Genomic DNA, 25,384 nt, shown 5'->3' with positions numbered 1-25,384 from the left:
GAAAGGGTAACCGAGATGGCAGCGGTAGGTTTGGCTCCTGGCTCAGCCCGTCAACCTCGCTATGGCGCACGCGAAACTCACGCGTTTCGCCAACGTGGCCCGTCAGGTTACAAGATATTCAGACTAGGTTGTGTGGACACTTGGGAATCCCAAGTGTCCACACAACCTGGGCGATATCGCAATGGTGTTGGGCATCGCATGAGCACAAAGCGGCTGATCCTTGAACGCGGTCTGGACCTCAGTTTTTGGTTTAACGGTATTCTCATTCCGGCGCGAAGCGGCGAAAGTGTCTTGGCACGATTCACGCAACCGCTCGTCGCCCTCAATGAAGATGAAACTTACGTCATTTCGCTTGTCGCCTCAGGCGTCGCAATAAAGTATCGAGGGCGCTATTTTATCGTTTGTAGCCGCCACCAACTAAAGGGTTGGCGATCGGAACAAATCGCTCTTCTTACTTCTGATGGCGAGTTCTGCATCACATCAGGGGGTGTTCGGCATTTTGTTGACGGTCTTTATGAGAATGGCGTGCACGATCTTGCTGCCTTCGATTTTACTGATCCCTGCCTAGAAATTCCGGCACTTCAGGAACGCTTCTACAATTTTGTTGAAATTCCTCCTGACGTTCGTAGCGACAACATCATAGCCATGATTGCCTCCGGCTTCCCTACCGGCGATCAGCAGCTAAGCCTCGAAGGTTCGACGCGTGCGTTTAAGCAAGCCAGGCGAGTCCTCACCTGCCTACCGGATGGCCCGGAGCAACCGAACGACGAAACACTTCTACGGCTCCGCGTATTGCAGCCGCTGGTTTCGCATCCTGACGGCATGAGCGGTGGCGCCACGTTTGTGATTCAAGTAGCCAACGGCGAAGCTCGGGCTTATTTCGCAGGAATCGTGCTCATGGGAAGCAAAGAAATTTTACACATAGCGAGAGCGGGATATGTTCGCCAGTTCTTGGACTTTGCGCTGAATGATCGCTAGTCCCGCAACGGGCCGATTGCTCGCGTAGCCTCACCGTACCGTACGTTACGGTACGGTTTTCCTTTACATCGCCCTCCTCACCCTCTAAGTATAGTGACACTGCGCCATAGGGCGATGCCGCATTCGAGGAGGATGCGGCGGACACTCGGCCGCGGCGCCCGACATTTCACCCTTGGCAACAGGTTTTTGAACGATGCCCGCATATCGCTCCCGCACCACCACTCACGGCCGCAACATGGCCGGTGCGCGCGGCCTTTGGCGCGCCACCGGGATGAAGGACGGGGATTTCGGCAAGCCCATTATTGCCGTCGTCAACTCCTTCACCCAGTTCGTGCCGGGACACGTGCACCTTAAGGACCTCGGCCAGATGGTGGCGCGCGAGATCGAGCGCGCGGGCGGGGTGGCCAAGGAGTTCAACACCATCGCGGTCGATGACGGCATCGCCATGGGTCATGACGGCATGCTCTATTCGCTGCCGTCGCGCGAAGTCATCGCCGACAGCGTCGAATATATGGTCAACGCCCATTGCGCGGACGCCATGGTCTGTATTTCGAACTGCGACAAGATCACCCCGGGCATGCTCAACGCCGCGATGCGTTTGAATATCCCCGTGGTTTTCGTTTCCGGCGGGCCCATGGAAGCGGGCAAGGTGATCCATCGCGAGCGGCTCCAGGCGGTCGACCTCGTCGACGCCATGGTCGTGGCGGCTGACGAAAGCTATACCGACGCGGAAGTTCAGGCCTATGAAGAGGCCGCCTGCCCCACCTGCGGGTCGTGCTCGGGCATGTTCACGGCCAATTCGATGAACTGCCTCACCGAGGCGCTGGGGCTTTCTCTGCCCGGGAACGGCTCGACGCTTGCGACCCATGCGGACCGCAAGCGGCTGTTCCTCGAAGCCGGCCATCTGATCGTCGATCTGGCGCGCCGCTATTACGAGCAGGACGACGAGAGCGTTCTGCCCCGCTCGATCGTCACCAAGGAGACGTTCAAGAACGCCATGGCGCTCGATATCGCCATGGGCGGGTCGACCAACACCGTGCTGCACATCCTTGCCGCCGCCTATGAAGGCGGGGTCGATTTCACCATGGACGATATCGACCAGCTTTCGCGGCAGGTTCCGGTCCTGTGCAAGGTCGCTCCGGCCAAGAACGACGTGCACATGGAAGACGTACACCGCGCCGGCGGCATCATGAGCATTCTTGGTCAGCTCGACCGGGCCGACCTTCTCGACCGCACGCGGCCGACCGTCCACAGCGCGACGCTGGGCGATGCGCTCGACAAGTGGGACATTTCGCGGACGAATTCGGAAAGCGTGCGGCAGTTCTTCATGGCCGCGCCGGGCGGCGTGCGGACGACGGAAGCGTTTTCGCAGGCCAATCGCTGGGCCGATCTCGATCTCGACCGCAAGGACGGGGTCATCCGGTCAGCCGAGCATGCCTTCTCGAAGGATGGCGGGCTCGCTGTTCTCAAAGGCAATATCGCCGAGAACGGCTGCGTGGTGAAAACCGCCGGGGTGGACGAGTCCATCCTCAAATTCACCGGTTCTGCCGTGGTCTATGAAAGCCAGGACGCAGCCGTTTCGGGCATCCTCACGGGCAAGGTCAAGGAAGGCGACGTCGTCGTCATCCGCTATGAAGGCCCCAAGGGCGGTCCGGGCATGCAGGAGATGCTCTACCCCACGAGCTATCTCAAGTCCAAGGGTCTGGGGAAGGCCTGCGCCTTGCTCACCGACGGGCGGTTCTCCGGCGGCACCTCGGGGCTGTCGATCGGGCACGTGTCGCCCGAAGCGGCCAATGGCGGGGCGATCGGGCTCGTCGAGCCGGGCGACAAGATCGAGATCGACATTCCCGCGCGGACGATCAACCTGCTGGTCAGCGATGCCGAACTCAAGCGCCGCCGCGAGGCGATGGACGCCAAGGGCGCCGATGCCTGGAAGCCGGTGGAAAAGCGCAAGCGCAAGGTGACGACTGCGCTCAAGGCCTACGCCGCGTTCGCTTCGAGCGCCGACCTGGGCGCCGTGCGGATCCTGCCTGAGGATTGAGGACTTCAGAAAACCCCGGTGGGCACACCACCGGGGTTTTTTCGTCGCGCGCCAACTAACATTTTACTTGGCCGCCTCGTTTAACTCCGCTAGCCTTTCCCCTCACCCTGTCCTTTCCCCAACCGGACCCGCACATGTCGACCCCCCACGCGCCACAGCAGGAGCGTCCGCTTTACGCCATCGGCATCGTGCTTTTCACGTATTTCTTCTTCACGCTGTGTGACACGGCGGCCAAATGGCTTGTGCTTTCGGGCATTCCACCGCTCGAAACAGCGTTCATCCGGTACCTCGTGCAACTGGCCTTCATGGCCGGGCTCACCCTGCCCCGCGTCGGGCTATCGGCGTTCAAGACGCAAAGGCCTGTCGGGCAGATCGTCCGCGCCACGGCGCTTCTGGGAATGACGGCGTTCAATTTCTTTGCGGTGCTTTACCTGCCCCTGACCGTCACTTCGACCATCATGTTCGGCATGCCCCTTCTGATCACGGCGCTTTCGGTCCCGTTTCTGGGCGAAACGGTCGGGTGGCGGCGCTGGGTGGCGATCCTGACGGGGTTCGGGGGCATCGTGATCATTGTCCAGCCCTGGGGCGCGGAGTTCCACTGGGCCGTTTTCCTGTCGCTGTGCTGCATTCTTTCGGGCGCGGTCTATTATCTGCTCACCCGCACGCTCACCCGCACGGAATCCACCCTCACCATGCAACTCTATGGCGGGCTCGTGGGCGCCGTCCTGCTGCTGCCGTTCGCGGTTTCGAACTGGGTGTGGCCGGATGCGTTCTGGACCTGGGTGGCGTTTTTCGGCGTCGGGCTCGCCGCGATGACCGGACATCAGATCGCCATCGTCGCGCACCGGTTCGCGCCCGCCTCCACGCTGGCGCCGTTCGGGTATACCCAAATCATCTGGATGAGCCTGTCCAGCTGGCTGATCTTCGCCCAGCCGCCCGATATCTGGGTTTTCGTGGGCGCGCCCATCGTCGTGGGTTCGGGGCTCTATATCTGGCTCAGGGAGCGCGAACTGGCCAAGAAGGCCGTGCGGCCGGTGACAACCGCGGACGCAGATCTGCCGGTCGAGGAGAAGGACGCCAAGCGCCAGCCGGCATAGGAACGCCCAAGTACGCAAAATTTTTCTTCGCCAAAGCTCTTGGCGAGACAATTTGTCTCATCTATAAGGCAGTTCCCTTTTACGCGAACCCTAGGAGGCGTTGCATTGACGGATTTTCCCATGCCCTCCCAGGGTCATGAGCGCCACCGTTAGGTCGCCCTCCTTGCCCCGCGTCCGCCGCCACTAGGCCGCGCACTTTTCCTCAGCTTCGAACGTAACGGCACGCGGGCCTAAGTCCGTCCGCCGTTCGGTCTTACCACTTCCAGTTTATGGGACCGGCGCGTCCGCATCCTTGCGGCAGCCGGTATCGGACACATGACTCGCAAAAAACTCGATATGGACGGGACGACCTATCGTGCCGTTCTGGGATACACCTTCAGGCACTGGCGACGTCAGCCCTGGCGCATCGCCGCGATTTTGACGTTCATCATGCTCGCCACGCTGGCGGATGTGATGACGCCGTATTTCGCCGGCCGGCTGGTCGAGGCGATTGCGTCGGGCGCGGTGGGCGACGGGGCGACATTCGATGCGGCGGTCTCGGCGTTCGGCGTGCTGATCGCGCTGGGGGCGACGGCGGTCGTCCTGCGGTTCGGCGCGTTCCGCAATATCATCCGGCTCACGCTGCTGCAGATGGCGGATGTGGTCAACGAGACCTTCCACCGGGTGCAGCGGTTCTCGACCGATTGGCACGCCAATACTTTCGCGGGTTCGACCGTGCGGAAGATCACGCGCGGGATGTGGTCGCTCGACCTTTTGAACGACACGCTCCTCGTCGCGCTCTTTCCCTCGATGATCATGCTCGTGGGCACGACGGTGCTGCTCGCGTCGTTCTGGCCGGTTATGGGGCTCGTGATCGGGCTGGGATCAATCCTCTTCATCGCCGGAACAATCGGCATCACGGTGGCTTATGTCTCGCCGGCGGCGACGCTGTCGAACGCGTGGGACACCAAGGTCGGCGGCGCGCTGGCCGATGCCATCGGCTGCAATGCCGTGGTCAAGGGCTTCGGCGCCGAGGACCGGGAGGAATCCCGGCTCGGGGGCGTCGTGGCCAAGTGGCAGAAGCGGACGCTGCGGACCTGGAACCGGTATAACCTCAACGGTGTCACGCAGGACACGGCGCTTCTGATCCTGCGCGCGACCATTCTGGGGACCGGCATCCTCCTGTGGCTCAGCGGCGTGGCGAATGCGGGCGACATCACCTTCGTCCTGACCTCGTTCTTCGTGCTGCAAGGCTATCTGCAGGATGTGGGAATGCACTTTCGCAACCTGCAGCGCTCGGTCAACGAGATGGAGGAGCTTGTCGAGCTCGACGCCCAGCCCTATGGCGTGGCGGACGCGCCCGGCGCATCGCCCATCCGGATCGGGGACGGTGCGATCGCGTTCAAGAACGTCACCTTCCAGTATGGCGGGCACGAAACCCCGCTCTACAAGGACTTCTCGGTATCGATCGAACCGGGCGAGCGCGTCGGTCTCGTGGGGCATTCGGGTTCGGGCAAGACGACCTTCGTCAAGCTCATCCAGCGGCTGCACGACATCAATGGCGGGGCCATCGAGATCGACGGGCAGAACATCGCCGCCCACACGCAGTCGTCGCTGCGCGGCCAGATCGCCATCGTGCAGCAGGAGCCGATCCTGTTCCACCGCACGCTCGCGGACAACATCGCCTATGCCCGTCCCGGTGCGACCCGCGCGCAGGTCGAACAAGCTGCGGCGCAAGCCAATGCGCACGACTTCATCATGGCCCTGCCCAAGGGCTATGAAACGCTCGTGGGCGAGCGGGGCGTGAAGCTATCGGGCGGCGAGCGTCAGCGCGTGGCGATTGCCCGTGCGTTCCTCGCGGATTCGCCGGTGCTGATCCTCGACGAGGCGACCTCGAGCCTCGATTCCGAGAGCGAACTGCTCATTCAGCAGGCCATCGAGCGGCTGATGACGGGACGCACCACGCTGGTCATCGCCCACCGGCTCTCGACCGTCCGCGCGCTCGACCGGATCCTCGTGTTCGACAAGGGCCGGATCATCGAGGAAGGCACGCACGACAGCCTCATCCGCACGGACAAGGGCATCTACCGGCGCCTCTTCGAGCGGCAGGCGCTGGAGCTGACCAAGGGGCTGGTGGCCTGACGGCCCGGCCCTCCCCCCGAACGGGCGCGGAGGGCCGGGCCGTCACAACCGGCTGATCACCGCGAAGTCGTACATGGCGACCAGGTGCAGGCTTGCGCCAAGAACCACGAAGATGTGCCAGAGCACATTCTGAAACGCCAGTCGCTCCCAGAGATGGAAGATGATGCCGGCCGAGTAGGCGATGCCGCCCGCAAGTATGAGCCACAGTGCTGTCGGCGGCAGGGTCGCGGTGAGGGTCTGGAACGCAACAACCCCGCTCCAGCCCATCGCGAGATAGACGATGATGGCGGCGCGCCCGAAGCGTTTGGGCACCAGCAGCTTGAGCGCCACACCAAGGAGCGCTCCGGCCCAAACGAAAATCAGGAGCTTGTCGGCCATTGGCGCATCGCCGGCGCTCGCGAGAACGGGCGTATAGGTGCCGGCGATGAACAGAAATATTGCCGCCTGGTCGAAACGCGCAAGCCACGCCTTGACGCGGCCTTCGGGCCAGAGATTGAAGGCGAGCGAAACCGACAGCACGCCGATGAGCGAGCCGACATAGACAGCGAGCGGAACAAAGACCTCGGGGGCTGTGCGGACGAGGGCGAGGGTCAGAAGCACGCTGCCCGCAACCATGGCCATCACCAGCCCGATCCCGTGCACGACCCCGTCCGCGATCAATTCGGCAAGCGAATAGGTGCGCCGCGTGCGCAGAAAATCGCGTGCTCTTTGTCCGACTTTGGTCATCCCTCTTGCTCCCGACCGGACCTCTCAGTCTGCCATAAAATTGATAAGGGGCGGTATGGCAAAATCGTGAACGGATCGTACTCCTGCTATTCACCCCGATAGGGAATGTCTTTTTTTGTGATGCCTCTTGGGATGTGCGCAAGGTGATCTATGGCGTTCCGGGCTCCGTCCGCGAGCCCGCGCCGGGTGCGCCTCAGGAAATGCCGAAGAGGATGCTTCTGAGCGTACACATGGGTCATCTTGACCGCGTTGAGGTCGCTCCGGCCCACCCCGCCGCCGCGATTGTCCTGCGAAATATCGCCGACCTGGATGCACAGCGCGGGGTCCGTATGCAGTCGCATGAAGTCCTTGGCCGGCCCTGCAAGCGCACCATAAAGAACGAGGTCGTTCGCCAGTAAGCGAAGCATAGGGTGTCCGAGAAGCGAACGGGCGGCGTCCTCGCCGATGACATAGCCCGACGCCCCGGGAAGGGTCGAACGGAACGGCCGCAGGGCAATTCTCGGACCAGCCTGCGCGACCGGCGGGAGAACACGGACCTTCCGCACTGCCGCTTCAAAGCGGACGACGTCGAAAGCCACGCCATCGAGGTCATCGAGAAACGCCGGCAGCAGCGCCGACAGCACAGCATCATCCTCCATGACCACCGCCCGCGCGTGCCCGGCCTCGAGCATGGTTCGCCAGGCCTTTTCGTGACTGAGCGTACAGGCGAGTTGGTTGGGACGCAGATAGGACGGCCGGGTGTTGTCGCAATACCGCGCGATGTCCGCCTCGGGGATGTCGGCCGGGGTCACCGCTTCGATCCGCTCAGCCGCGAGGCCCAGCCGCGCGAACTGTTCTTCCATGAAGGCGCGGCGGTCGGTGCGCTCGGAGAGGTTGATGTAGTAGATCGGCATGCGCAAGGGGGCCGCCTCCAAAAGGAGATGAGGAGGCCGGACGCTACAGGGCGCAAAACCCGCTGTAAAGAATGCCCCCGGCCTAGTGCAGCTTGGGCAATCCGATATCGTGGGGCGGCAGGTCGTCCGCTGTGAGCGTCGTTTCGTCCTCATCGTTGATGGGGGCGAAGGAAACGCAGTTGCGGCCCGCCCGCTTGGCTGCGTAGAGCGCGATGTCGGCCTGGGCGAACCAGTCCATCGCCGAGCGGATGGCCGGGCTCATGGGCGCAACGCCAAGGCTGGCTGTGATCGAAAGGACGCCCGCTTCGGTCCTGAAGCGCAGCTTGGAGATGATTTCGCGGATGCGCTCGGCGCACTGGCTGGCTTCGTAGGCCATGGTTTCGGGCAGCAGCAGGCCGAACTCTTCCCCGGCAACGCGCCCGAAGCTGTCGGGCGAGCGGATCGCCTCCATGCAGCGGTTGGCGACGGCCTTGAGCACCTCGTCGGCGATGTCGGGGCCGACGGCTTTGTTGATCTCCGCGAAGCCGTCGATGTCGACGAAAATCAGCGCGGCGGGGCGCTCGTAGCGTACGGCCCGCTCGTATTCGCGCTCGACGTCGAGCTGGAAGCGGCGGCGGGTCAGCGCGCCGGTCAAAAAGTCGAAGCTTTCGGGCTGGCGCGTGGCGACCTGCGCCATGGCGAGGTTCGCGAGATTGACGGCGATCGTCATCTGCTCCTCGGTAAAGTCCCGCGGCCGGGTGTCGATGACGAAAAGCGTGCCCAGCACATAGCCGTCGGCGGTGACCAGCGGCACGCCGAGATAGGCCTTTGCCTGAACCTCACCGGTGACGAGAGGGTTGGCGGCAAAGCGGGGATCGGCAGGGAGGTCTTCAACGATCATCGGCTTTGCGCCCGCGACCGTATGGTCGCAGATCGCATCGGCGCGCGAAATGGGCGTGTCGGGCATTCCGCGGACGGCAAGGAAAGTCTGCTGATCGCGATCGATCACAGAGATCCCGGCAATCGGAACCCCGGTACTGGCCATGGCGATCTTGACGATACGCTCGACCGCCTCGCCCAGATCCGCTCCGGGTATACCATGCCGATAGAGCGCCCCGAGGCGGCCTTCCTCGTCGGTCTGCGGATTGGATGTCATGCTTCCTCTCGCGCCTGTGCCATCATCTTCAATCTACCGCATTTTGTACAAAATTGGGGTATGCAACGCGGCTATGGTTACGAAGGTGTTGAGCCTGGAATACGTTTTGCATGCCCGAACGGGCCGCGCAAACTTGAAACAGGCTACGCGTCCTTCCCGCTCAGACACAACCCGGTTTGCCTTGTAACATCGAGCACATATTCGGTGTGAAGCCGTGCCCGGGCCGCAAGTTTTGTTCGAGATCGGTGGTGAGCGATGTCATCGCGGTGCCTCCGGGCCGACAGCGAGACTAGTCGCCGTGGCGCCGGGTGGCAACCGGCATGGCCGTCCTCTAGCGCAATTGCGCCAGCAGTGCCCCCGACGCATGCCCGTCGGCGGTGAGTCCCATGCTGCGCTGATAGGCGATTATCGCCTCGCGGGTGCGCGGGCCGACGACGCCGTCGGCGGTGCCCGCGTCAAAGCCGCGGGAGTTCAGCAGGGTCTGCAGTTCGCGGCGCTGCGCCTTGTTGAGCGCGACCTCGTTGGGCGGCCAGGGCTGCACAAACGGCCCCGCCCCGAGGATGCGGTCGGCGAGGTGGCCGACAGCGAGCGCGTAGTTGTCGGAATTGTTGTAGCGCTTGATGACTTCGAAATTGTGCAGCAGCAGGAAGGCCGGGCCGTTGGCGCCAGAGGGCATGAAGATGCGCGCCTGGTCGTCCGGCCGCGGGAAGGCCATGCCGTTGGCGCGTACGGCGCCCATGGCGTGCCATTGTGCCAGGGACTGCCGGTTGATCTGCCAGGCGCGGGCGTAGTCGAAATTGGCCGGAAGGCGGACCTCGTAGCCCCACGTCTCTCCGGGCCGCCAGCCATGTTCTTTCAGATAGTTGGCGGTCGAAGCCAGAGCGTCCGGGATCGAGTTCCAGATGTCACGCCGGCCGTCGCCATTATAGTCGACTGCGTAGCTCACGAAGCTCGTTGGCATGAACTGGGTGTGGCCCATGGCGCCGGCCCAGGACCCGACCATGTTCTGGGGCGCAACGTGCCCCGCCTGCAGGATTTGCAGCGCCGTCAGCAACTGATCCTTGAAAAAACCCGCGCGATAGTCGCCATAGGTCAGCGTCGCCAGCGCGTGGATGACGTTGTTGCCGCCCATGTAGTTGCCGAAATTCGTCTCCATGCCCCAGATGGCGAGGACGACCTCGTTCTGAACGCCCCAGTTGGCCTCGATACGCGCAAGGGTCTGGCTCCATTCTCCCCGCATGCGGCGGCCCAGGTCGACCTGCCCGGCGCTGACGCGCCTGTCGAGATAGGCGCCGACGGTCTGCGTGAACTCGGGCTGGGAGCGGGTCAGCTCCATGACCCGGTCGGAAGGGCTGAACCCGGCGAAAGCCGCCTCGAAGACGGCGCGGGAGACACCGCGGGCCTGAGCCTCGGGCCACAGCCCGGCGACGAACTGGGACGGGTTGGCCGCAGCCGGCGCGATCGCGCCGAAGGCCGCCGATACGCTCAGCGTAGCGGCGATGGCAAAGCGGTAAACGGTCGTTCTGAACGGGGCACGGGCAACGATACGCATTGGTTGGCCTCTTCGTTTCCAATCCGCACGCCGTTCCCTATGCCACTATTGTGGCGAAATGCGGTTCCCCCTGCCCCCTCGGGGTCGCCGCCGAACGGCCTGCGTACGCAACTCAACGATAGGACTTAAGAATGCCTCCACCGGCTTAAGATGGCGTTAAGCACGTTGGTCGTCGCGCGATTAACCATGGCACGGCCTATTCGCCCTCGCGCGGCTGCCAGGCGCGGGCCTTCTCCTCGATATCGGCGATCTGGGACGCCCTCAGCTGCTCGGCGGCCATCGCGACGTCCTCCTCGATATACTCATTGGTGCCGCCGCCATATTCGCGCGCGAGATAAAGCCAGTAGTAGGCAAGCTCGGCATCGAGCGGCACGCCCTCGCCGTAGTAATACATGAGCCCCAGATCGTGCATGCCCGCCGCGTGACCGAGGTCCGCGGCCCTGCGATACCAAAGCGCCGCCTGTTCGAAGTCGACGTCGACGCCGCGGCCATTGTCGTACAGAAGCCCGATATTGTGCATGGCGATGGGGAGACCCTGATCGGCGGCAAACCGGTACCAGCGCAGCGCCTCGGCGTAATCCTGCTCGACGCCGTCGGCGTTGTCGTACATTACGCCGATGGAATTCTGCGCGCCTGCGTGCCCCTGGGTCGCGGCCAGTTGGAAATGGCGCAGCGCCTCGTCGTAGTCCTGCTCCACACCCTCGCCATCGAGGTACATCAGCCCCAGATTGAACTGCGCCGGCGCATGGCCGGCATCCGCGGCGAGCGCATAGAACTCGGCCGCGGTTTCGTAGTCGACGTCAACGCCATAGCCGAAATCGTGGAAGACCCCGGCGCGGAAAAGCGCCTCCGCGTCGTTCTGCTTGGCGGCGAGTTTGTACCATTCGAGCGCGGTGCCGTAGTCCTGCGGCACGCCGTCGCCGAACTCGTAGAGGTCGCCCATATAGAACTGGGCGTCGACGTCACCGGCCTCCGCCAGCGGCCGCCAGATTTCCGCCGCGCGCGCATAGTCTCCGGCTTCGAACGCCTCATAGCCGTCGCTCACGGTCTGGGCGGCGGCTGGCGGGGCAAAGACCGCAAGCGCCAGCAGGCCGGCGACGAGCAACCGAAGGGCCTGCGGGACCCGGCGCGGCCGTCGTTTTACACAAAAAGCAGCCATGTCTCCGTCCCCTGTCCTTGTGCCGGTCTTGGCGCCGCACAACAATAGAACCAAGTCCACAAGAAGCGCCGGGGCAATGCAAGCCCAAAGTCGGCGACTGCAAATAGATGTGAGGACCATGACAAACGAAACTACCCGACCCGATGCGACGGTCGAGGCACCGCGGGCGCCATTCGTAACGCGCGCTGCGCTTTTGGAGGATTTGCGCGCCATCGGGCTCGCCCGCGGGGATATCGTTATGGTCCACGCTGCGCTCTCGAAGATCGGCCCGCTGCTCAACGGGCCGGACGCTGTGATCGGCGCGCTGCGTGACGCGGTGGGGCCCGAAGGGACCGTGATGGGGTATACCGATTGGGACGCGCGCTACGAAGACCTTCTCGATGCCGACGGCCGCGTTCCGGACGCATGGAAACCGCATATTCCTCCCTTCGATCCGCTTCGGTCGCGCGCGATCCGCGACAATGGCGCCTTCCCCGAATTCTTGCGCACAACGCCGGGGGCGTTGCGCAGCGGCAGTCCCGGCGCCTCCATGGCGGCGATCGGCGCGCGGGCCGAATGGCTCACGGCCGGGCATCCGATCGACTATGGGTATGGCGCGCGCTCGCCGCTTGCAAAGCTCGTTGAAGCGGGCGGCAAGGTGCTCATGCTCGGGGCGCCGCGCGATACGATGACGCTCATCCATCACGCCGAGCATCTCGCGCGCCTTGAAGGCAAGCGCATCAAGCGGATCGAGGTGCCGTTCGCGAGCGAGACCGGGACCGTGTGGCGCTGGGTGGAGGAATTCAATACCGGCGAGGCGGTCATTCCGGCGCTCGACGATATCGATTATTTCACCGATATCGTGACGGACTTCCTCGAAAGCGGTTCAGGGCGGTCGGCCAAGATCGGCCATGCCGACAGCATCCTCGTCGATGCCGCCGCCATGACCCGGTTTGCGGTTGACTGGCTGGAGCGCCGGTACGGCTAGAGCGTCCGCGCCAGAGCCTCGAGCTGATCGGCGCAAATGCCCCAGCCTTCGTGAAAGCCCATTTTCTCGTGTTCGAGCTTGTCCTCGACGCGCCAGTGCTTGGCGCGGGCGATGTAGCGGGTCTTGCCCCCCTCGTCGGCAAAGGTCAGCTCGGCAACGAAGAACGGCTTGTCCGAGGGTTCCCACGCGGCGGTGAAGGCGTCGGTGAACACCAGCCGTTCATTGGGTACGACGTCGAGATAGACGCCGGGGTTGGGATATTCGTTGCCCTCGGGGTCCGCCATCACCACGAAACACGTACCGCCGGGGCGCACGTCGAGTTCGGCGCGCGGGGCGGTCCAGGGCTTGGGCGCGAACCATTGGGGCAGCAGTTCAGGGTCGGTCCAGCAGCGGAAGACCTTCTCGCGCGGGGCGTCGATCAGGCGGTTGAGGACCAGAATGCGGCTTTCGTCGAAATTGGCATCAGCAGACATTGTCGATCTCCTCGTTTGGCGTCCATGATGATGCCTCTAGGACGAAGCGGGACAGGCGATGCCGACAGGGTCGAGATAAAAGCGCATTCGCTTACCGATCTTTGAACGCGCAAACATTGACGCCGGGGCGCCAATATCATAACTATAAAGCTATCAAACTTATCGGTTATATATCATGAATGAATCCGAACGCCTGGACGCCACATTCATCGCGCTGGCCGATCCCACCCGGCGCGCCATTCTCGCCCGGCTCATCGAGGGCGAGGCCACGGTGATGGAACTTGCCGAACCTTTCGACATGAGTCAGCCTGCGATCTCCAAGCATCTCAAGATGCTCGAGCGCGCGGGGCTGATTTCGCGCAGCCGCGATGCGCAGCGCCGCCCGTGCAAGATCGAGGGCGCGGCGCTCAAGGAGGCAACGGACTGGCTGGAGAACTACCGCAAGGTCTGGGAAGCAAATTTTTCGCGGCTCGACGACCTTCTGGATGATCTCAAGGCCCAGCGCAAAAGGGAGCAGAACTAGATGACCACTTCCGGCCACCGCCTGATCGTCACTGCGCCGAGCGAGACCGAGATCCGCGTCGAGCGCGATTTCGACGCGCCGGTCGACCTCGTTTTCGACTGCTATACCAAGCCCGAATACGTCGCCCGGTGGCTGACGGGTCCCGAAGGATGGTCGTTCTCGAAATGCGAGATCGATCTCTCCATCGGTGGGGAATACCGCTACGAATGGACCGGTCCGGACGACGCCTTCCTGGGGCTCACGGGCGAATTCCACGAGATCGACAGGCCGGACCAACTGGTCAGCACGGAGGTCTTCGACGACGAGGAGGCCATGGGACCGATGCTTGTCACGATCCAGTTTTCGGCGCTTGTCGAGAAGACCAAGATGACCCAGGTCATCCTTTTCGAATCCCGCGCCGCGCGCGACGCCGCCGCTGCCTCGGGGATGACGGACGGCCTGGGCATGAGCCTCGACTCGCTCGACAGGCTGCTCGGGGAATTGCAACCGCGATGAGCGCGGACGCGCCCACCGCCGATGCCTTCAAGGCGCACCTTGAGACGCTGCAATCGGACGCCGAGCGCGAAAAGTACAACCGCTACTTCAAGATGGGCGAAGGCGAATACGGCGAAGGCGACGTCTTCATGGGCGTGCGCATGGGACACGTCTTCGAGGCTGCCGAAGCATTCCTCGACATGGACCCCGCCGAGATCGAACTCCTGCTCGAAAGCGGTATCCACGAGCACCGGGCCGGTGCGGTTTCGATCATGGCCCGGCAGTACAAGCGCAAGGGCACCACGCCCGAGCGCCGCGACGTGCTCCACGAACTCTATTTGCGCCGGCACGACAGGATCAACAATTGGGATCTCGTCGACCTCGGCGCCTGGCACGTCGTCGGTCCGCACCTCGTCGATAAACCGCGCGATCTCCTTTATCGGCTTTCCCGGTCACCGAACATGTGGGAACGCCGCACGGCCATCCTCGCCACCTTCGCCTTCATCAAGCGCAAGGACTACGCCGACACGCTGGCGATCGCCGACATCCTGCGCACCGACCCCGAAGACCTCATCCACAAGGCCACCGGCTGGATGCTCCGCTGCATCCCCCAGGACGACCCGGCCCTTATCGCCTTCCTCGACGCCCACGCCGCGACGATGCCCAGAGCTCTGCTACGCGCCGCGCTCGAAAAGTTTCCCAAGGACCGGCGCGCGCACTATATGGCGCTGGGAAAGCAGGCCCGCGCTTGACCGGCCGGAGGACCGTCACGCACAGCAAAAAACGGCGTGGCGCCCTCGCGCCACGCCGCCCTCGCGTCCCCTTCTGGCGGCTCCGGCCTACCAGCCGAAGGTGAAGCCCACGCCGGACTGGCCGTAGCCGGTCTGGTTGACGTGGGCGTTGGTGCCCTGCCCGAACTGGAACAGGCCGTAGGAATTGCCGTGGCCGTGCTGCTGGAGGGTGCCGTTGTGGCCGTTGCCTTCCTGGTGCACGACGCCGGTATTGCCCGCGCCGTTCTGGAGAAGGCCCGCGATGTTGTTGGCGCCATTCTGGGTGATGCCCGAGCCTTCGATCTCCGAGAAGATGGAGTAGATCGCGAGCCCGGCGTTGATGGCCTGGGCCTGTTCGGCGTTCTTGGCGTTGATGCCGATCGACACCTGGCCGCCCGCATGGGCCGGCGTATGGAGCGCGGCGGCGCCGAGGGTGGCGGCGAAAATCGTGGCGATGGTGGTTTTCACAATCCTGGTCATGGTCCTCGTCCTTTGGTCCCGTGTGTTGCGTCCCGGCATTCAAAACCGATGGCCTCACACTGACAGGGCGCGGCTGAACTCACCTCGAAGGCAGCATTTATCTGGCGTTAAGGTTGGCGTGGCGGCGAAGACTTGCCAAATGGCATAAATATGCCTATTTTACGCCAAACGAGGTAATTGCGATGCTTGTCGAGATTGCAAAGACGTCAGCCGTCCCCGATGCGGACCGGATCACAGACGAAGAGAGCGCCGCGCTCGCGCGGGCGGTGGTCAATCTGTTTGCCAGATGGGGTCTTGCCGACGGTCAGGCGCGCGACATTCTCGGTGGACTGCCGGCGCGAACCTATGCGCGCTGGAAGGCGGGGGATATCGGGCGGATCGACCGCGATCTCGCAACGCGGCTGTCGCTCCTGATGGGCATCCACAAGGGATTGCGCATCCTCTTTACCGATCCCGAACGGGGCTATCGCTGGGTCAAGACGCCGAACACGGTGTTCGGCGGCAAGACGCCGGCCGAGATCATGGCCGCGGGCGATATCTTTTCGCTCGCGCGTGTCCGGACGTATCTCGACACCGAGCGCGGGGGATGGTGAGCCCGGACGACCTGCCGGTCGCCCGCGTGAGCTGGCCCAAGGCCTACCGTATCATCCGCTCGATCCATCCACCAGTCGACCTTTTCGAGGACATCGCCGATCCGCGCGACTGGGAGGCGCTCGCTTCCGCCGAGTCCAAGACCAATCCGCGGCTGCGCGAGCAGATGGGGACGCTCGCGCTGGTGCCGCCCGAGCGGCGCGTGGGCGGACCGGGCGCGTCCTATCTCATGGCGCCGTTCGTTCACGTGAGCCCGGACCGGCCCGGGCGGTTCACCGATGGCAGCTATGGCATCTACAGCGCCGGCAACAGCGAAGAAGTCGCGCTGCGGGAGGTTGCCTACCACCACGGCCGGACAATGGCCGCGAGCGCGGAGGCGCCGGGCTGGACGTCGCAGTTCCGCGTCCTCGTCAACAGCCTCGATCTCGACCTGTGCGACGTGCGCGGACGCGCTCCCTATCACGACCCCGACGACTACAGCGCGCCGCAGGCGTTGGGCAAGGCCGTGCGTCGTGCGGGTGGCAACGGCGTGGTTTACGACAGCGTCCGGTGCCCCGGCGGCGCATGCGCGGGGGTATTCTGGCCGGACCTTGTCCCCATCCCCGTTCAGGGCGATCATTTCGATTTCCATTGGGATGGGGCGCGCGTGGACCAGGTGCATAACCGCCGGACGGGGCGGCTTTTCGCATTATGAACGCGAAAAGACCTCCCGCGCGGTGCGGAAGGTCTTTATTCGGCTGCTCCGGCGTGCGCTTTCACTGCGCGCCGACGCGGCTTTGGCATTCGAAGACTTCTCCGTCGATCTCGATCACCAGCCGGACGTCGTAGGTGGCGGACGAACCTCCGACATTCACGCGGCCGAGAACCGCGGTGTCCTGGGCTTCGACAACGAAGCCGCCGCCCTGGGACGTCGTGGACGAGTTACCTCCGCCGACGCTCTGGACAGTGAACCGATAACTGCCCTGCAATGCCTTTTCAGCGTGGAGCAGGCCCTCGAGGGCGATCATCGAACCGCTCTGGGTGGCGGCGATGTCGCAGCGGGCGGAGCCCGAGGCGTTGGATGCGGAGCTGCTTGCGTAGCCGGCGCCACCGAGCGCAACCAGTGCGGTGAGCGCCGCACCTGCGGCCAGAGCCTGCATCCCGAACGATTTATCCTTGCCAAACATGGTCAGTTTCCTTTCTCACCGGGTTGGACCCGGGAGAGGCGGACCTCTCCCGCTCGTCGTGGGCCATGGCCCGATCAGGGGCAGGTCTGGACGAACGCCGCGACGTTGCCCGAGCCCGTCTGATTGACTTCGGCCTCGCAACCATTGCCGACCTGCACGCCGGCGGCGACATTGCCGTTGCCGTCCTGGGTGAGGATGGACGTATGGTGGCCGCCGAACTGGCCGACGCCGGCAGCATTGCCGTTGCCATTCTGCCAGATATCGGAGGCGTTGTGGTGCCCGTCCTGTCCGGTCGCGGCCACATTCCCGTTACCGAACTGCCGGGAGACCGAGTTGTTCTTCCAACCCCTCTGGTAGACGCCGATGGCGTTGCCGTTGCCGGCCTGATGGCCCCCGGCGGCATTCGCCCAGCCCCACTGCTGGATGTAGACGCTGTTGGCCATGGCCGGAACCGAGGCAAAACCCACGATGGCGGCGATGGCAGTCGAAAGGATAAGTTTGCGCGACATGTTCTCTCTCCTGATCCTGTGGCGGTTTTTCCGCCGGTGTTGCGTTCAACAAGGACAGGTGTAACGGCGCGCGCCGGAACCGGCGCTGAAGCGCGCGTTCAGAAAGCGTTCATGCGAAAAATTTTCTGCGGAACCGTGGGGACGGCTGACGCCTCAGCCCCGGCCGCGATAGGGCGGCACGCCCTGGTCGGGGAGCCAGATGCCTTCGGGCGGCGTGCCGGTCTGCCAGAACACGTCGATGGGGATACCGCCGCGCGGATACCAGTATCCGCCAACGCGCAGCCAGTGCGGTCTGATCGCTTCGACGATCCGCTTGCCGATATCGACCGTGCAGCCCTCGTGGAACGCCCCGTGATTGCGGAACGCGCCCAGGAACAGCTTGAGCGATTTGGATTCGACAAGGTGCTTGTCGGCGACGTAGTCGATAACGATGTGCGCAAAGTCCGGCTGACCGGTCACCGGGCACAGCGACGTGAACTCGGGGCACACGAACCGCGTCACATAGAGGGTGTCGGGATGCGGATTGGGTACCGGGTCGAGCACCGCCTCTTCGGGCGATCGCGGCGCATCGGTCTGTTTGCCCAGCTGCAATGAGCCGCTTTCAATCTCTGCCATGGCCGCTATCCTTTCGCGCGTGGTCGCGGCGCGGTGTAGCGGCTCAGGGCCGGGGCGGCAAGTCCGTCACGCGACCAGGTCGGGCGCGGCCGCGCCATTGCGGCACAGCGGATAGGCCGGGTCGGAATAGAGCGCGCGGATCGCTTCGCCCGAATACCCCTCGGCGCCGACGACGAGCAGCGCACCGCGCAGGCTCACCGGTGCGGCTTCTTCCATCGCGAAGCGGATAGCCGCGGCGGCTGTCTTGAAAGTCTTGGCGCCCAGCGAGAGGGCGGTTGTCCGGTCGCTGCCGAGATAAAGGCGCGCACGGGCTGTAAAATCAAAATTCGTCATCTTCGTTTTCTTTTCGTTTTGCGCCGGACTCCCCCGCCCGGCCGTCTTTTGGTTCTGGCTCCGCTACGGTCTGCGGCCGGCACAACGACCGGCGCGCCCGCGCGGACGCCGTTTCAGTGTGAGGTGGATTTGAGATCCCGAGCCGTCGGCCTTTGCCGATCAGGGCGCGCAATTGTATGCGCGGCAGCCGGAGATCGCATCGATTTGCCCCACCAATCTAGGGACTCATCGTAGCGCTTGCAAGAGTCGCCAATGTGACAGTGCGTTTCCGCTCCCATGCTCTGCCGGTTTGGCGGCCCAAAAAAAACGGCGCTGACGAGACGCCAGCGCCGTTTTTGTTCATACCGGTCGGGCGGGATATCAGGCCGCAGCGTGCAGCTTGGCGCGCGGGGCCTCGCTCTTGCCGGCGTCTTCAACCAGACCGCGGTGCAGCGCGATAATCGTCTTGTCGAAATCGTCCTCATCAACGATGACCTGCAGATCGACCTTGCGGATCATGTCGGTCATCCCGAGCGGTTCGATACCCGCTTCGGCCAACACGCCGATCGCGCGCGCCAGGGTCGCGCCGCCACGCAGGTTGCGCCCGATGGCGGAGACCATCGCGACCTTGCGCAGACCGATGGATGCCGTCGGGAAGGCCTTGGCCAGATCGGCCTCGACACGCTTGATCGCCTTCATCGAGCCCTTCAAAAAGTGCGTGATGGTATTGGCGTTCGAGGTCTTGGAGATGATCCAGACCTTGTGCCGGGTCAGCGCCTCGAGGATTTCGCTGTCGTAGCCTTTCACGCCGACCATGTCCTGGTCGTAGAATTCGAGCGCGAACACACCCTTGAGACCCGTTACGATCTCGGCGCCCGGCCGCTTGGCCTCGAGATCGGACCGGATCACCGTGCCCGGGTGCTCGGGCTCGAAGGCGTTCTTGACGCGCAGGGGGATACCCGACTGGCGCAGGCTTTTCGCCGCGCGCGGGTGGATCGCTTCCATGCCCATGTTCGAGAGCTGGTCGGCGACGTCGTAATTGGTTTCGCCGATGACGCGCACGCGGTCCTCGCCGACGAGCTTGGGGTCGGCGGAAGAGAGGTGGAATTCCTTGTGGATGATCGCCTCGGCGGCGCCGGTCACCACCGCGACGCGCGAAAGCGTCACTTCGCTATAGCCGCGGTCGTAGGTCTTCATCAGCACTTCGGCGCACTGGGCATAGCCCGTGACGATGGGCATTTCGCTGGAGAGATCGATACCCTCAAAGGCATTGGCGATCTGCTCGTCGAGCTTGTATTCGCCGTCCTGGCGCCAGCCGGTGAGATCCACCATGCGCGCGTTGACCCCGCGCTCTTTCAAAAGCAGCACGGTATTGTAGGCCGAATGGGCTTCCCCCAGCGACGAGAGCATTTCGCGCACGGTCAGAAGGTGCTGCTCGAGCTGGAAGTGACCGAACGAGCACAGCCGCGAGAGATCGATCAAACAGGACCGGACGCCCTCGACGCGCTCGCGGATGAACTTGTCGGCCATTTCGCGCGCGGACGGGTCGGCGAAGATTTCGGCGTTCTTGTCGATCATCTTCCGGCACACGTCCGAAAGCGCGTCGCCCCAGCTCCAGCCGCTCTCGGCGGAGGAAAAGAGCGAATAGACGCCCGGTTCGCCCGACTTCTTGTGTTCGAGGAGCGCGTCGGTCATCCCGCCATAGGCCGAAACCACGAAAACGCGGTTGTAGAGCGCATCGCCCTTGCGGTCGCCGACAAGGACCGTGTCGAGCAGCTCATGGCTGCGGGACATCGATGTGCCGCCAATCTTTTCGACGGTATGGGGTTGCTTGGTCAATTCTGCCTCCCGCCGCAAGGACTACGAGGTTTGCGGCGTAATCTGATGCCACCATCATGGCGACACTTGAAGTTCCAGGATCCGCGCACGAGAGGCGCGGACCCTGCTGGTTGGTCGAGCGGCTTAGCTGATCTCGCCACTCTCGATCGTAATCGGACCCTTGGGATCGCGCTCCGAGAGGAACGCTGGACGCGGTTTGTCGGCCGCGAACGGTTCCGTCACCCGGTTGGACCAGGCGTTGTAGACGAAGAATGCGTTCGAGCGCGGGAACGGGGTGATGTTGCCGTTCGAACCGTGGATCGTGTTGCATTCGAAAAGGATCACGGTGCCGGCCTTGCCCGAGGCGTATTCGATGCCGAACTCGTCGGCCATCTTCGTCAGCGCCTCATGGCTCGGCACGCCGATTTCCTGCTTCTTGAGCGAGGATTTGTAGTTATCGCCGGGCGTCTCGCCCGCGCATGCGATGAAGTGCTTGTGCGATCCGGGCATCAGCATGAGCGGCCCGTTGAGCGCGTCGTTGTCCGTCAGCAGGATCGACGCGGAAATCGCCCGCATGCGCGGCATGCCGTCCTCTGCGTGCCAGGTCTCGAAGTCCGAGTGCCAGTAGAACTCCTTGCCGGTGAAGCCGGGCTTGTAGTTCAACCGGCTCTGGTGGAGATAGACATCCTCGTCGAGCAGGAACTTGACCTTGCCTGCGACGCGTTCGTCGCGCGCCAGCCGGTCGAAGACCGCGCTTTCGGTGTCGAGCCGGAAGACCGTGCGAACGGCGTCGGAGTCCGGTTCGGTGATCACGTTTTCGCTCGAAAGCTCGGCTTCACCCGAACGCAGGCGGGCGGACTCGGCCTTGAGCTTTTCGACCTCGGCCTCGGAAAACAGATCCCTGAGGATCAGAAAACCGTTCTTCTCGAAGCTTTCGGTTTCGGCGCGCGTCAACGGCGCCTGCGGCGACCACTTGCCCCAGAATACGGGGTCCTGGCGCTCCAGCCAGGATTCTTCGGGTAGCCGGGTCGGGTATGCGTCCCCAGTGTTATGAACGGCAGAGAGTGTCATAGAACTATTCCCTTCTCTTTTGTTCTAGGTTGACATTGGGCGGGTACGAACCCGTCCCGTGAGACTGCCCCTAGCGCCCCGCAGAATGCGGCGCGACTTGGCCTTCCGCAGGGCACCATGCCCCGCGCAAGGAAATCAGGCGCTCTGCGCCAATTCAGCTGCCGGTGCGTACGAGCCATCCTCGCGGTGCACCTCGTTGCCCGTGACGGGCGGGTTGAAGCAGCACGCCATCACCATTTCGCTGCGCGCGGTGAGACGGTGCTTGTCGTTCTTGTCGAGCGCGTACATCACGCCGGGCTTGATCTGGTAGACCGTCCCGGTCTCGAGATCCTCGATCTCGCCGTCGCCCGAGACGCAGTAGACGCTCTCGAAATGGTGCTTGTAGTGGAACACGTGCGTCGTGTTCTCGTGGATCCGGGTGATGTGGAACGAGAAACCCATATTGTCGCCGGCGAGCAGCAGACGGGTCGAATCCCAGCCATCCGAATGGATCAGGCGCTCGCCCTGCCGGGCCTCTTCGAGGTCACGTACGATCATTTTGTCTTCCTCTTGCGTCTTACTCTGCCGCGGCCCGCGGCGCGTTCTTGGCGAGCACCGCCTCGAAGGCGTCCTCGATGATGTCGAGACCCTTGTCGAACTGGGCCATGTCGATGGTGAGCGGGCACAGCACCTTGACCACCTCGTCCTCGCCCCCGGAGGTTTCGATGATGAGGCCGCCCTCGAAACACTTGGCGCAAATGGCCGAGGCGGCCTCGCCGTCGCCGGTGTTGATGCCCAGCATCATGCCGCGGCCGCGCAGCGTCAGGTAGTACCGCTCGGCAATGGCGCCGAGGCGCTTCTTGAGATGTGCGGCCTTCTCGTTGACGGATTTGGAGAACGCATCATCCTTCCAGAACTTTTCGAGCGCGACGCGGGCCGTCACGAAGGCGTGGTTATTGCCCCGGAACGTGCCGTTATGCTCGGCGGGCTTCCAGATGTCGTGCTCGGGCTTGATGAGCGTGAGCGCGAAGGGCAGACCCATCCCCGAAAGCGACTTGGCCTGGGTGATGATGTCGGGGTCGAGCCCGAATTCCTCGAACGAGAAGAACGTGCCCGTCCGGCCGCAGCCAGCCTGGATGTCGTCGAGAATGAAGAGCGCGCCATGCTTTTTGGCAATGGCCTCGATCTTCTTGAGCCATGCGCCCGAGGCGGCGTTGAGCCCGCCCTCGCCCTGCACGGGCTCGACGATGATTGCAGCAGGCGCGTCGATGCCGCCCGACGGATCGTCGAGCATCTGTTCGAGCATGTCGGCGGTATCCACCTCGTCCCCGAAATATCCTTCGAAGGGCGCGCGGTAGACGTCGTTGAGCGGCACGCCGCCACCATTGCGCTTGCCGGCATTGCCCGTCGCGGCGAGCGCGCCAAGGGTCATGCCGTGGAAGCCGTTGGTGAAGGCGATGACATTGGTCCGGCCGGTCACCTTGCGCGCCAGCTTCAACGCGGCCTCGACCGCATTGGCGCCGGTCGGACCGGTGAACATGAGCTTGTGGTCCATGCCGCGCGGCTTGAGGATGATCTCCTCATACGCCTGGAGGAACTTCTCCTTGGCGTCGGTGAACATGTCGAGCCCGTGGGCGATCCCGTCGGACGTAACATAATCGACCAGCGCGGCCTGCATGTCAGGGTCGTTATGGCCGTAGTTCAGCGAAGAGCAGCCGGCGAGGAAGTCGATATATTCCTTGCCGTCTTCACCAAAAATCGTCGCGTTCTTGGCCTTGTTGAAGAGTTTGGGAAAGCTGCGCGAATACGAACGCACCTGGCTTTCCACGCGATCGAAAGTCGAATGGTCGGTTGTGGTCATTGCATCGTCTCCTTTAAAGACGGCTTTGAATTCTGTGGGGTTCAGGCGCGCGCGGATCAGGCGGCGGAGCGTACCGGAAGCGCCTCGCGCTCGAACGGGCCGATGGTCACGAGAAACTCGGTGTCGTGCTTACCGGCGAAATGGGCGTCGCGGATAAAGTGCGGCTTGCGGCTCAATTCGGTTTCGAGCGTTTCCGCGATCGAACCGAAGAGCGCCCAGGAGGCCTTGTTGTCGCTCGTGATGGTCGACTTCACATGCGTGACGTTCTCACAGGCCTTGCGCGCCAGAACGGCCGAGATCAACCGCTTGGCTAGGCCCTTGCCGCGGGCCTTTTCGCTCACGCACACCTGCCAGACGAAATAGGCTTCCGGATCCTCTGGCGGGATATAGCCCGAGACCCAACCCACGATCTCCCCGTCCATTTCCGCGACCGCGCAGGTCGAGGCGAAATGGGTGCACTGCAGCAGATTGCAGTACATGGAGTTGTCGTCGAGCTTTGCGGTGTCCTGGATGAGCTGCCAGACGTTCGAACCGTCTTCCCTGCGGGGCGTTCGAATCGCGATCTTCTGGTCCGCCTTGCCCTTTGTGGGCGTGATCGCCGTGAGTTGCATGGTTATGCCTCCACTCGTTTCGGGCATTTAGTTAGCTTATCCAAACTAAATGTCAACCGCGTGACGGGGGAGTTCGTTCCCGACTATACCCCAAACCAGTGCATTTCTTAGGCTTTTCCTGATCGGAAATTTATTTCCGACTCGGAATTATCAGTTCACCCTTGCGTCAAGAGGCGATTAGTTTATTTTCTATGTACAAACTAATTTCCTCTCAACGGATGCGCAAGCCGCTTGGGTCGCGCGGAAGGGAAAGCTATGATGACGTCAAGACAACGCCATCGGAATAACGCCTTGGAAAACCGCACGAAAACAGCCCTGTCGGCGATGCGTAAAATCCTGCGCAAGACCGAGCTCAATTCCAAGGCGCTCATGCGCGAGACCGGCCTGACGCCGTCCCAGCTCGTGTTCATGCAACTGCTCGAAGACGGCAATGAGCAGACCGCGGGCAGCGTCGCTGCGCGCATGGGGATCACCCAGGCGACGGCGACATCGCTGATCCACAAGCTCGAGGCCCAAGGCATGGTTGTGCGCCGCAAGGGTGAAACCGACCGCCGCCAGGTCTGGCTTTCGCTCACCCCGACGGGACGCGAAGTCCTCGCGATCGCGCCCGACGGCGTCCACGCGCGCTTCCACGAGCAGTTCACCGCGCTCGAGGAATGGGAGCAATTGATGCTCATCGCCGCCCTGGAGCGCGTCGCGAGCCTTTTGGGCCAGGACGACATGGACGCCGCGGCGGTCCTCGATTCCAGCGCGACGATCGCGCCCAAGCTGGTGCCGGAGACCGAGGCGTCGTAGGTGCGCACCGGCCCGTGTTCTCCATAGCCCCGAAACATTTCTCCTGAACCACCTTGAATTTCGGACATTTTTGTCCGAAATTGTGCAGGTGACACGTGCGCGGAGCCGGCATGGACAAGCGCGACCGCTTCATTGCCGAGATCAGGAAGGAGGCCAAGGCGCGCGGCCTCGCTTTCGACCTCCACAAAGGTCGTGGCAAAGGCGGTCATGCAATGCTCTATGAACGAGGTAAGCCATGCGCACCTATGCCTACCCGGCGACCTTCGAACCGGCAGACGACGACACGACCGTCCTCGTTACCTTTGCCGATTTCCCCGAGGCGATCACCGAAGGGGACGGCACGGTCGAGGCCTATACCAATGCCGCCGATGCGCTTGGGATCGTCATGCTCGAATATCTACGCAGGGGGCGCACGCTCCCTGTGCCGTCTACCGGAGAGCCGCTGATCGCGCCCGAGCCGGACATCGCAGCAAAGATTGCGCTGCTCGAGGCGTTTGCGGCCTCGGGCATTACCCAGAGCGAACTGGCGCGCCGGTTAGGCTGGGACGAAAAGGCGGTACGCCGCGCGCTCGATCCATGGCACGCGACCAAGCTACCGCGGCTTTCCGCTGCGTTGCATGCACTGGGTCATCGCCTGGTGGTCTCTGTCGAAGCCGCTTGACGCAAT

The 25,384-nt window shown here is 63.3% G+C and carries 28 protein-coding genes; 12 read left to right on the top strand and 16 right to left on the bottom strand.

The window, feature by feature from the left end; translation table 11 throughout:
- The first annotated feature begins 198 nt into the window (after positions 1 to 198).
- From LSG43_RS06130 to LSG43_RS06115, 4 genes are all read left to right on the top strand, one after another.
- Positions 199 to 978 (top strand): hypothetical protein, encoded by a 780-nt coding sequence (locus tag LSG43_RS06130; protein WP_231802073.1) that lies wholly within the window; start codon positions 199 to 201, stop codon positions 976 to 978.
- A 193-nt stretch (positions 979 to 1,171) separates the two neighbouring features.
- On the top strand, positions 1,172 to 3,019 hold the full coding sequence (gene ilvD, locus LSG43_RS06125) for a dihydroxy-acid dehydratase (protein ID WP_231802071.1): 1,848 nt from the start codon (positions 1,172 to 1,174) through the stop codon (positions 3,017 to 3,019).
- 134 nt (positions 3,020 to 3,153) lie between these two features.
- Positions 3,154 to 4,116, top strand: coding sequence for a DMT family transporter (locus tag LSG43_RS06120; protein ID WP_231802069.1), 963 nt, complete (start codon positions 3,154 to 3,156; stop codon positions 4,114 to 4,116).
- A gap of 315 nt (positions 4,117 to 4,431) precedes the next feature.
- The gene (locus tag LSG43_RS06115) at positions 4,432 to 6,237 is read left to right on the top strand and encodes an ABC transporter ATP-binding protein (protein ID WP_231802067.1); all 1,806 of its coding nucleotides are present in this window, start codon (positions 4,432 to 4,434) and stop codon (positions 6,235 to 6,237) included.
- Between the two features lie 42 nt (positions 6,238 to 6,279).
- On the opposite strand, the gene trhA is transcribed toward LSG43_RS06115, so the two are convergent.
- The 5 genes from trhA to LSG43_RS06090 form a co-directional block, all read right to left on the bottom strand.
- Entirely contained in the window at positions 6,280 to 6,963 is a 684-nt protein-coding gene (trhA, locus tag LSG43_RS06110) for a PAQR family membrane homeostasis protein TrhA (RefSeq protein WP_231802065.1), read from the bottom strand.
- A gap of 86 nt (positions 6,964 to 7,049) precedes the next feature.
- On the bottom strand, positions 7,050 to 7,856 hold the full coding sequence (locus tag LSG43_RS06105; RefSeq protein WP_231802063.1) for a glycosyltransferase family 25 protein: 807 nt from the start codon (positions 7,854 to 7,856) through the stop codon (positions 7,050 to 7,052).
- A gap of 82 nt (positions 7,857 to 7,938) precedes the next feature.
- Complete coding sequence (locus LSG43_RS06100) at positions 7,939 to 8,991, bottom strand: sensor domain-containing diguanylate cyclase (protein WP_231802061.1); 1,053 nt, start codon at positions 8,989 to 8,991, stop codon at positions 7,939 to 7,941.
- 331 nt (positions 8,992 to 9,322) lie between these two features.
- A complete protein-coding gene (locus tag LSG43_RS06095; protein ID WP_231802059.1) occupies positions 9,323 to 10,543 on the bottom strand; it encodes a lytic murein transglycosylase in 1,221 nt (406 codons plus the stop codon).
- Between the two features lie 196 nt (positions 10,544 to 10,739).
- Complete coding sequence (locus LSG43_RS06090; protein ID WP_231802057.1) at positions 10,740 to 11,702, bottom strand: SEL1-like repeat protein; 963 nt, start codon at positions 11,700 to 11,702, stop codon at positions 10,740 to 10,742.
- A gap of 118 nt (positions 11,703 to 11,820) precedes the next feature.
- On the opposite strand from LSG43_RS06090, the gene aac(3) reads away from it, so the two are divergent.
- Positions 11,821 to 12,669, top strand: coding sequence for an aminoglycoside 3-N-acetyltransferase (aac(3), locus tag LSG43_RS06085; RefSeq protein ID WP_231802055.1), 849 nt, complete (start codon positions 11,821 to 11,823; stop codon positions 12,667 to 12,669).
- Here aac(3) and LSG43_RS06080 read toward each other — a convergent pair.
- Positions 12,666 to 13,142, bottom strand: a complete 477-nt coding sequence (locus tag LSG43_RS06080) for an SRPBCC family protein (RefSeq protein ID WP_231802053.1) — start codon at positions 13,140 to 13,142, stop codon at positions 12,666 to 12,668. The two genes, aac(3) and LSG43_RS06080, sit on opposite strands and share 4 nt — an antisense overlap.
- Before the next feature lie 175 nt (positions 13,143 to 13,317).
- Between LSG43_RS06080 and LSG43_RS06075 the strand changes: the two genes are divergently transcribed.
- Genes LSG43_RS06075 through LSG43_RS06065 form a run of 3 tightly spaced genes read left to right on the top strand, consistent with a single transcriptional unit; the run spans position 13,318 to position 14,891 of the window.
- Positions 13,318 to 13,665, top strand: a complete 348-nt coding sequence (locus tag LSG43_RS06075; RefSeq protein ID WP_231802051.1) for an ArsR/SmtB family transcription factor — start codon at positions 13,318 to 13,320, stop codon at positions 13,663 to 13,665.
- Positions 13,666 to 14,160 carry an SRPBCC domain-containing protein gene (locus LSG43_RS06070; protein ID WP_231802049.1) on the top strand — a complete coding sequence of 165 codons (495 nt, stop codon included), beginning with the start codon at positions 13,666 to 13,668 and terminating at the stop codon, positions 14,158 to 14,160.
- Positions 14,157 to 14,891, top strand: coding sequence for a DNA alkylation repair protein (locus LSG43_RS06065; protein WP_231802047.1), 735 nt, complete (start codon positions 14,157 to 14,159; stop codon positions 14,889 to 14,891). The genes LSG43_RS06070 and LSG43_RS06065 overlap by 4 nt, the downstream gene beginning before the upstream one ends.
- Before the next feature lie 87 nt (positions 14,892 to 14,978).
- On the opposite strand, the gene LSG43_RS06060 is transcribed toward LSG43_RS06065, so the two are convergent.
- A complete protein-coding gene (locus LSG43_RS06060) occupies positions 14,979 to 15,389 on the bottom strand; it encodes a curlin (RefSeq protein ID WP_231802045.1) in 411 nt (136 codons plus the stop codon).
- A gap of 182 nt (positions 15,390 to 15,571) precedes the next feature.
- Here LSG43_RS06060 and LSG43_RS06055 point away from each other — a divergent pair, with 182 nt between their 5' ends.
- Positions 15,572 to 15,982 carry an MbcA/ParS/Xre antitoxin family protein gene (locus LSG43_RS06055; RefSeq protein WP_231802043.1) on the top strand — a complete coding sequence of 137 codons (411 nt, stop codon included), beginning with the start codon at positions 15,572 to 15,574 and terminating at the stop codon, positions 15,980 to 15,982.
- Entirely contained in the window at positions 15,976 to 16,674 is a 699-nt protein-coding gene (locus LSG43_RS06050; RefSeq protein ID WP_231802041.1) for an RES family NAD+ phosphorylase, read from the top strand. The genes LSG43_RS06055 and LSG43_RS06050 overlap by 7 nt, the downstream gene beginning before the upstream one ends.
- Before the next feature lie 61 nt (positions 16,675 to 16,735).
- On the opposite strand, the gene csgH is transcribed toward LSG43_RS06050, so the two are convergent.
- From csgH to ectA, 9 genes are all read right to left on the bottom strand, one after another.
- Positions 16,736 to 17,146: a curli-like amyloid fiber formation chaperone CsgH gene (gene csgH, locus LSG43_RS06045; protein ID WP_231802039.1), complete on the bottom strand. Its 411-nt coding sequence runs from the start codon at positions 17,144 to 17,146 to the stop codon at positions 16,736 to 16,738.
- 74 nt (positions 17,147 to 17,220) lie between these two features.
- Positions 17,221 to 17,655: a curlin gene (locus tag LSG43_RS06040; protein ID WP_231802037.1), complete on the bottom strand. Its 435-nt coding sequence runs from the start codon at positions 17,653 to 17,655 to the stop codon at positions 17,221 to 17,223.
- Positions 17,656 to 17,808: 153 nt separating this feature from the next.
- On the bottom strand, positions 17,809 to 18,270 hold the full coding sequence (queF, locus tag LSG43_RS06035) for a preQ(1) synthase (protein WP_231802035.1): 462 nt from the start codon (positions 18,268 to 18,270) through the stop codon (positions 17,809 to 17,811).
- 66 nt (positions 18,271 to 18,336) lie between these two features.
- Complete coding sequence (locus LSG43_RS06030; RefSeq protein ID WP_231802033.1) at positions 18,337 to 18,603, bottom strand: hypothetical protein; 267 nt, start codon at positions 18,601 to 18,603, stop codon at positions 18,337 to 18,339.
- A gap of 360 nt (positions 18,604 to 18,963) precedes the next feature.
- Positions 18,964 to 20,421, bottom strand: a complete 1,458-nt coding sequence (locus LSG43_RS06025) for an aspartate kinase (protein WP_231802032.1) — start codon at positions 20,419 to 20,421, stop codon at positions 18,964 to 18,966.
- Positions 20,422 to 20,544: 123 nt separating this feature from the next.
- A complete protein-coding gene (thpD, locus tag LSG43_RS06020) occupies positions 20,545 to 21,471 on the bottom strand; it encodes an ectoine hydroxylase (RefSeq protein ID WP_231802031.1) in 927 nt (308 codons plus the stop codon).
- 135 nt (positions 21,472 to 21,606) lie between these two features.
- The gene (locus LSG43_RS06015; protein WP_231802029.1) at positions 21,607 to 22,008 is read right to left on the bottom strand and encodes an ectoine synthase; all 402 of its coding nucleotides are present in this window, start codon (positions 22,006 to 22,008) and stop codon (positions 21,607 to 21,609) included.
- Between the two features lie 19 nt (positions 22,009 to 22,027).
- Positions 22,028 to 23,311 (bottom strand): diaminobutyrate--2-oxoglutarate transaminase, encoded by a 1,284-nt coding sequence (gene ectB / locus LSG43_RS06010; RefSeq protein WP_231802027.1) that lies wholly within the window; start codon positions 23,309 to 23,311, stop codon positions 22,028 to 22,030.
- A gap of 56 nt (positions 23,312 to 23,367) precedes the next feature.
- Positions 23,368 to 23,922: a diaminobutyrate acetyltransferase gene (gene ectA, locus LSG43_RS06005; RefSeq protein WP_231802025.1), complete on the bottom strand. Its 555-nt coding sequence runs from the start codon at positions 23,920 to 23,922 to the stop codon at positions 23,368 to 23,370.
- Between the two features lie 291 nt (positions 23,923 to 24,213).
- Here ectA and LSG43_RS06000 point away from each other — a divergent pair, with 291 nt between their 5' ends.
- The gene (locus LSG43_RS06000; protein ID WP_231802023.1) at positions 24,214 to 24,717 is read left to right on the top strand and encodes a MarR family winged helix-turn-helix transcriptional regulator; all 504 of its coding nucleotides are present in this window, start codon (positions 24,214 to 24,216) and stop codon (positions 24,715 to 24,717) included.
- Positions 24,718 to 24,952: 235 nt separating this feature from the next.
- Entirely contained in the window at positions 24,953 to 25,378 is a 426-nt protein-coding gene (locus LSG43_RS05995) for a type II toxin-antitoxin system HicB family antitoxin (protein ID WP_231802021.1), read from the top strand.
- Positions 25,379 to 25,384: the final 6 nt, after the last annotated feature.

Origin of the sequence: Pelagibacterium xiamenense, assembly GCF_021166475.1 — a bacterium.
In the GTDB taxonomy this organism is placed as follows: Bacteria; Pseudomonadota; Alphaproteobacteria; order Rhizobiales; family Devosiaceae; genus Pelagibacterium; species Pelagibacterium xiamenense.
Note: the sequence above shows the minus strand (reverse complement) of the source record. Positions and strands in the feature narration are given on the sequence as shown.

Bases quoted from the DNA above. Each gene is read 5' to 3' on its own strand.
- LSG43_RS06130 (WP_231802073.1), top strand. From the start codon at position 199: ATGAGCACAAAGCGGCTGATCCTTGAACGCGGTCTGGACCTCAGTTTT.
- ilvD (WP_231802071.1), top strand. From the start codon at position 1,172: ATGCCCGCATATCGCTCCCGCACCACCACTCACGGCCGCAACATGGCC.
- LSG43_RS06120 (WP_231802069.1), top strand. From the start codon at position 3,154: ATGTCGACCCCCCACGCGCCACAGCAGGAGCGTCCGCTTTACGCCATC.
- LSG43_RS06115 (WP_231802067.1), top strand. From the start codon at position 4,432: ATGACTCGCAAAAAACTCGATATGGACGGGACGACCTATCGTGCCGTT.
- trhA (WP_231802065.1), bottom strand. From the start codon at position 6,963: ATGACCAAAGTCGGACAAAGAGCACGCGATTTTCTGCGCACGCGGCGC.
- LSG43_RS06105 (WP_231802063.1), bottom strand. From the start codon at position 7,856: ATGCCGATCTACTACATCAACCTCTCCGAGCGCACCGACCGCCGCGCC.
- LSG43_RS06100 (WP_231802061.1), bottom strand. From the start codon at position 8,991: ATGACATCCAATCCGCAGACCGACGAGGAAGGCCGCCTCGGGGCGCTC.
- LSG43_RS06095 (WP_231802059.1), bottom strand. From the start codon at position 10,543: ATGCGTATCGTTGCCCGTGCCCCGTTCAGAACGACCGTTTACCGCTTT.
- LSG43_RS06090 (WP_231802057.1), bottom strand. From the start codon at position 11,702: ATGGCTGCTTTTTGTGTAAAACGACGGCCGCGCCGGGTCCCGCAGGCC.
- LSG43_RS06080 (WP_231802053.1), bottom strand. From the start codon at position 13,142: ATGTCTGCTGATGCCAATTTCGACGAAAGCCGCATTCTGGTCCTCAAC.
- LSG43_RS06075 (WP_231802051.1), top strand. From the start codon at position 13,318: ATGAATGAATCCGAACGCCTGGACGCCACATTCATCGCGCTGGCCGAT.
- LSG43_RS06070 (WP_231802049.1), top strand. From the start codon at position 13,666: ATGACCACTTCCGGCCACCGCCTGATCGTCACTGCGCCGAGCGAGACC.
- LSG43_RS06065 (WP_231802047.1), top strand. From the start codon at position 14,157: ATGAGCGCGGACGCGCCCACCGCCGATGCCTTCAAGGCGCACCTTGAG.
- LSG43_RS06060 (WP_231802045.1), bottom strand. From the start codon at position 15,389: ATGACCAGGATTGTGAAAACCACCATCGCCACGATTTTCGCCGCCACC.
- LSG43_RS06055 (WP_231802043.1), top strand. From the start codon at position 15,572: ATGCTTGTCGAGATTGCAAAGACGTCAGCCGTCCCCGATGCGGACCGG.
- LSG43_RS06050 (WP_231802041.1), top strand. From the start codon at position 15,976: ATGGTGAGCCCGGACGACCTGCCGGTCGCCCGCGTGAGCTGGCCCAAG.
- csgH (WP_231802039.1), bottom strand. From the start codon at position 17,146: ATGTTTGGCAAGGATAAATCGTTCGGGATGCAGGCTCTGGCCGCAGGT.
- LSG43_RS06040 (WP_231802037.1), bottom strand. From the start codon at position 17,655: ATGTCGCGCAAACTTATCCTTTCGACTGCCATCGCCGCCATCGTGGGT.
- queF (WP_231802035.1), bottom strand. From the start codon at position 18,270: ATGGCAGAGATTGAAAGCGGCTCATTGCAGCTGGGCAAACAGACCGAT.
- LSG43_RS06030 (WP_231802033.1), bottom strand. From the start codon at position 18,603: ATGACGAATTTTGATTTTACAGCCCGTGCGCGCCTTTATCTCGGCAGC.
- thpD (WP_231802031.1), bottom strand. From the start codon at position 21,471: ATGACACTCTCTGCCGTTCATAACACTGGGGACGCATACCCGACCCGG.
- LSG43_RS06015 (WP_231802029.1), bottom strand. From the start codon at position 22,008: ATGATCGTACGTGACCTCGAAGAGGCCCGGCAGGGCGAGCGCCTGATC.
- ectB (WP_231802027.1), bottom strand. From the start codon at position 23,311: ATGACCACAACCGACCATTCGACTTTCGATCGCGTGGAAAGCCAGGTG.
- ectA (WP_231802025.1), bottom strand. From the start codon at position 23,922: ATGCAACTCACGGCGATCACGCCCACAAAGGGCAAGGCGGACCAGAAG.
- LSG43_RS05995 (WP_231802021.1), top strand. From the start codon at position 24,953: ATGCGCACCTATGCCTACCCGGCGACCTTCGAACCGGCAGACGACGAC.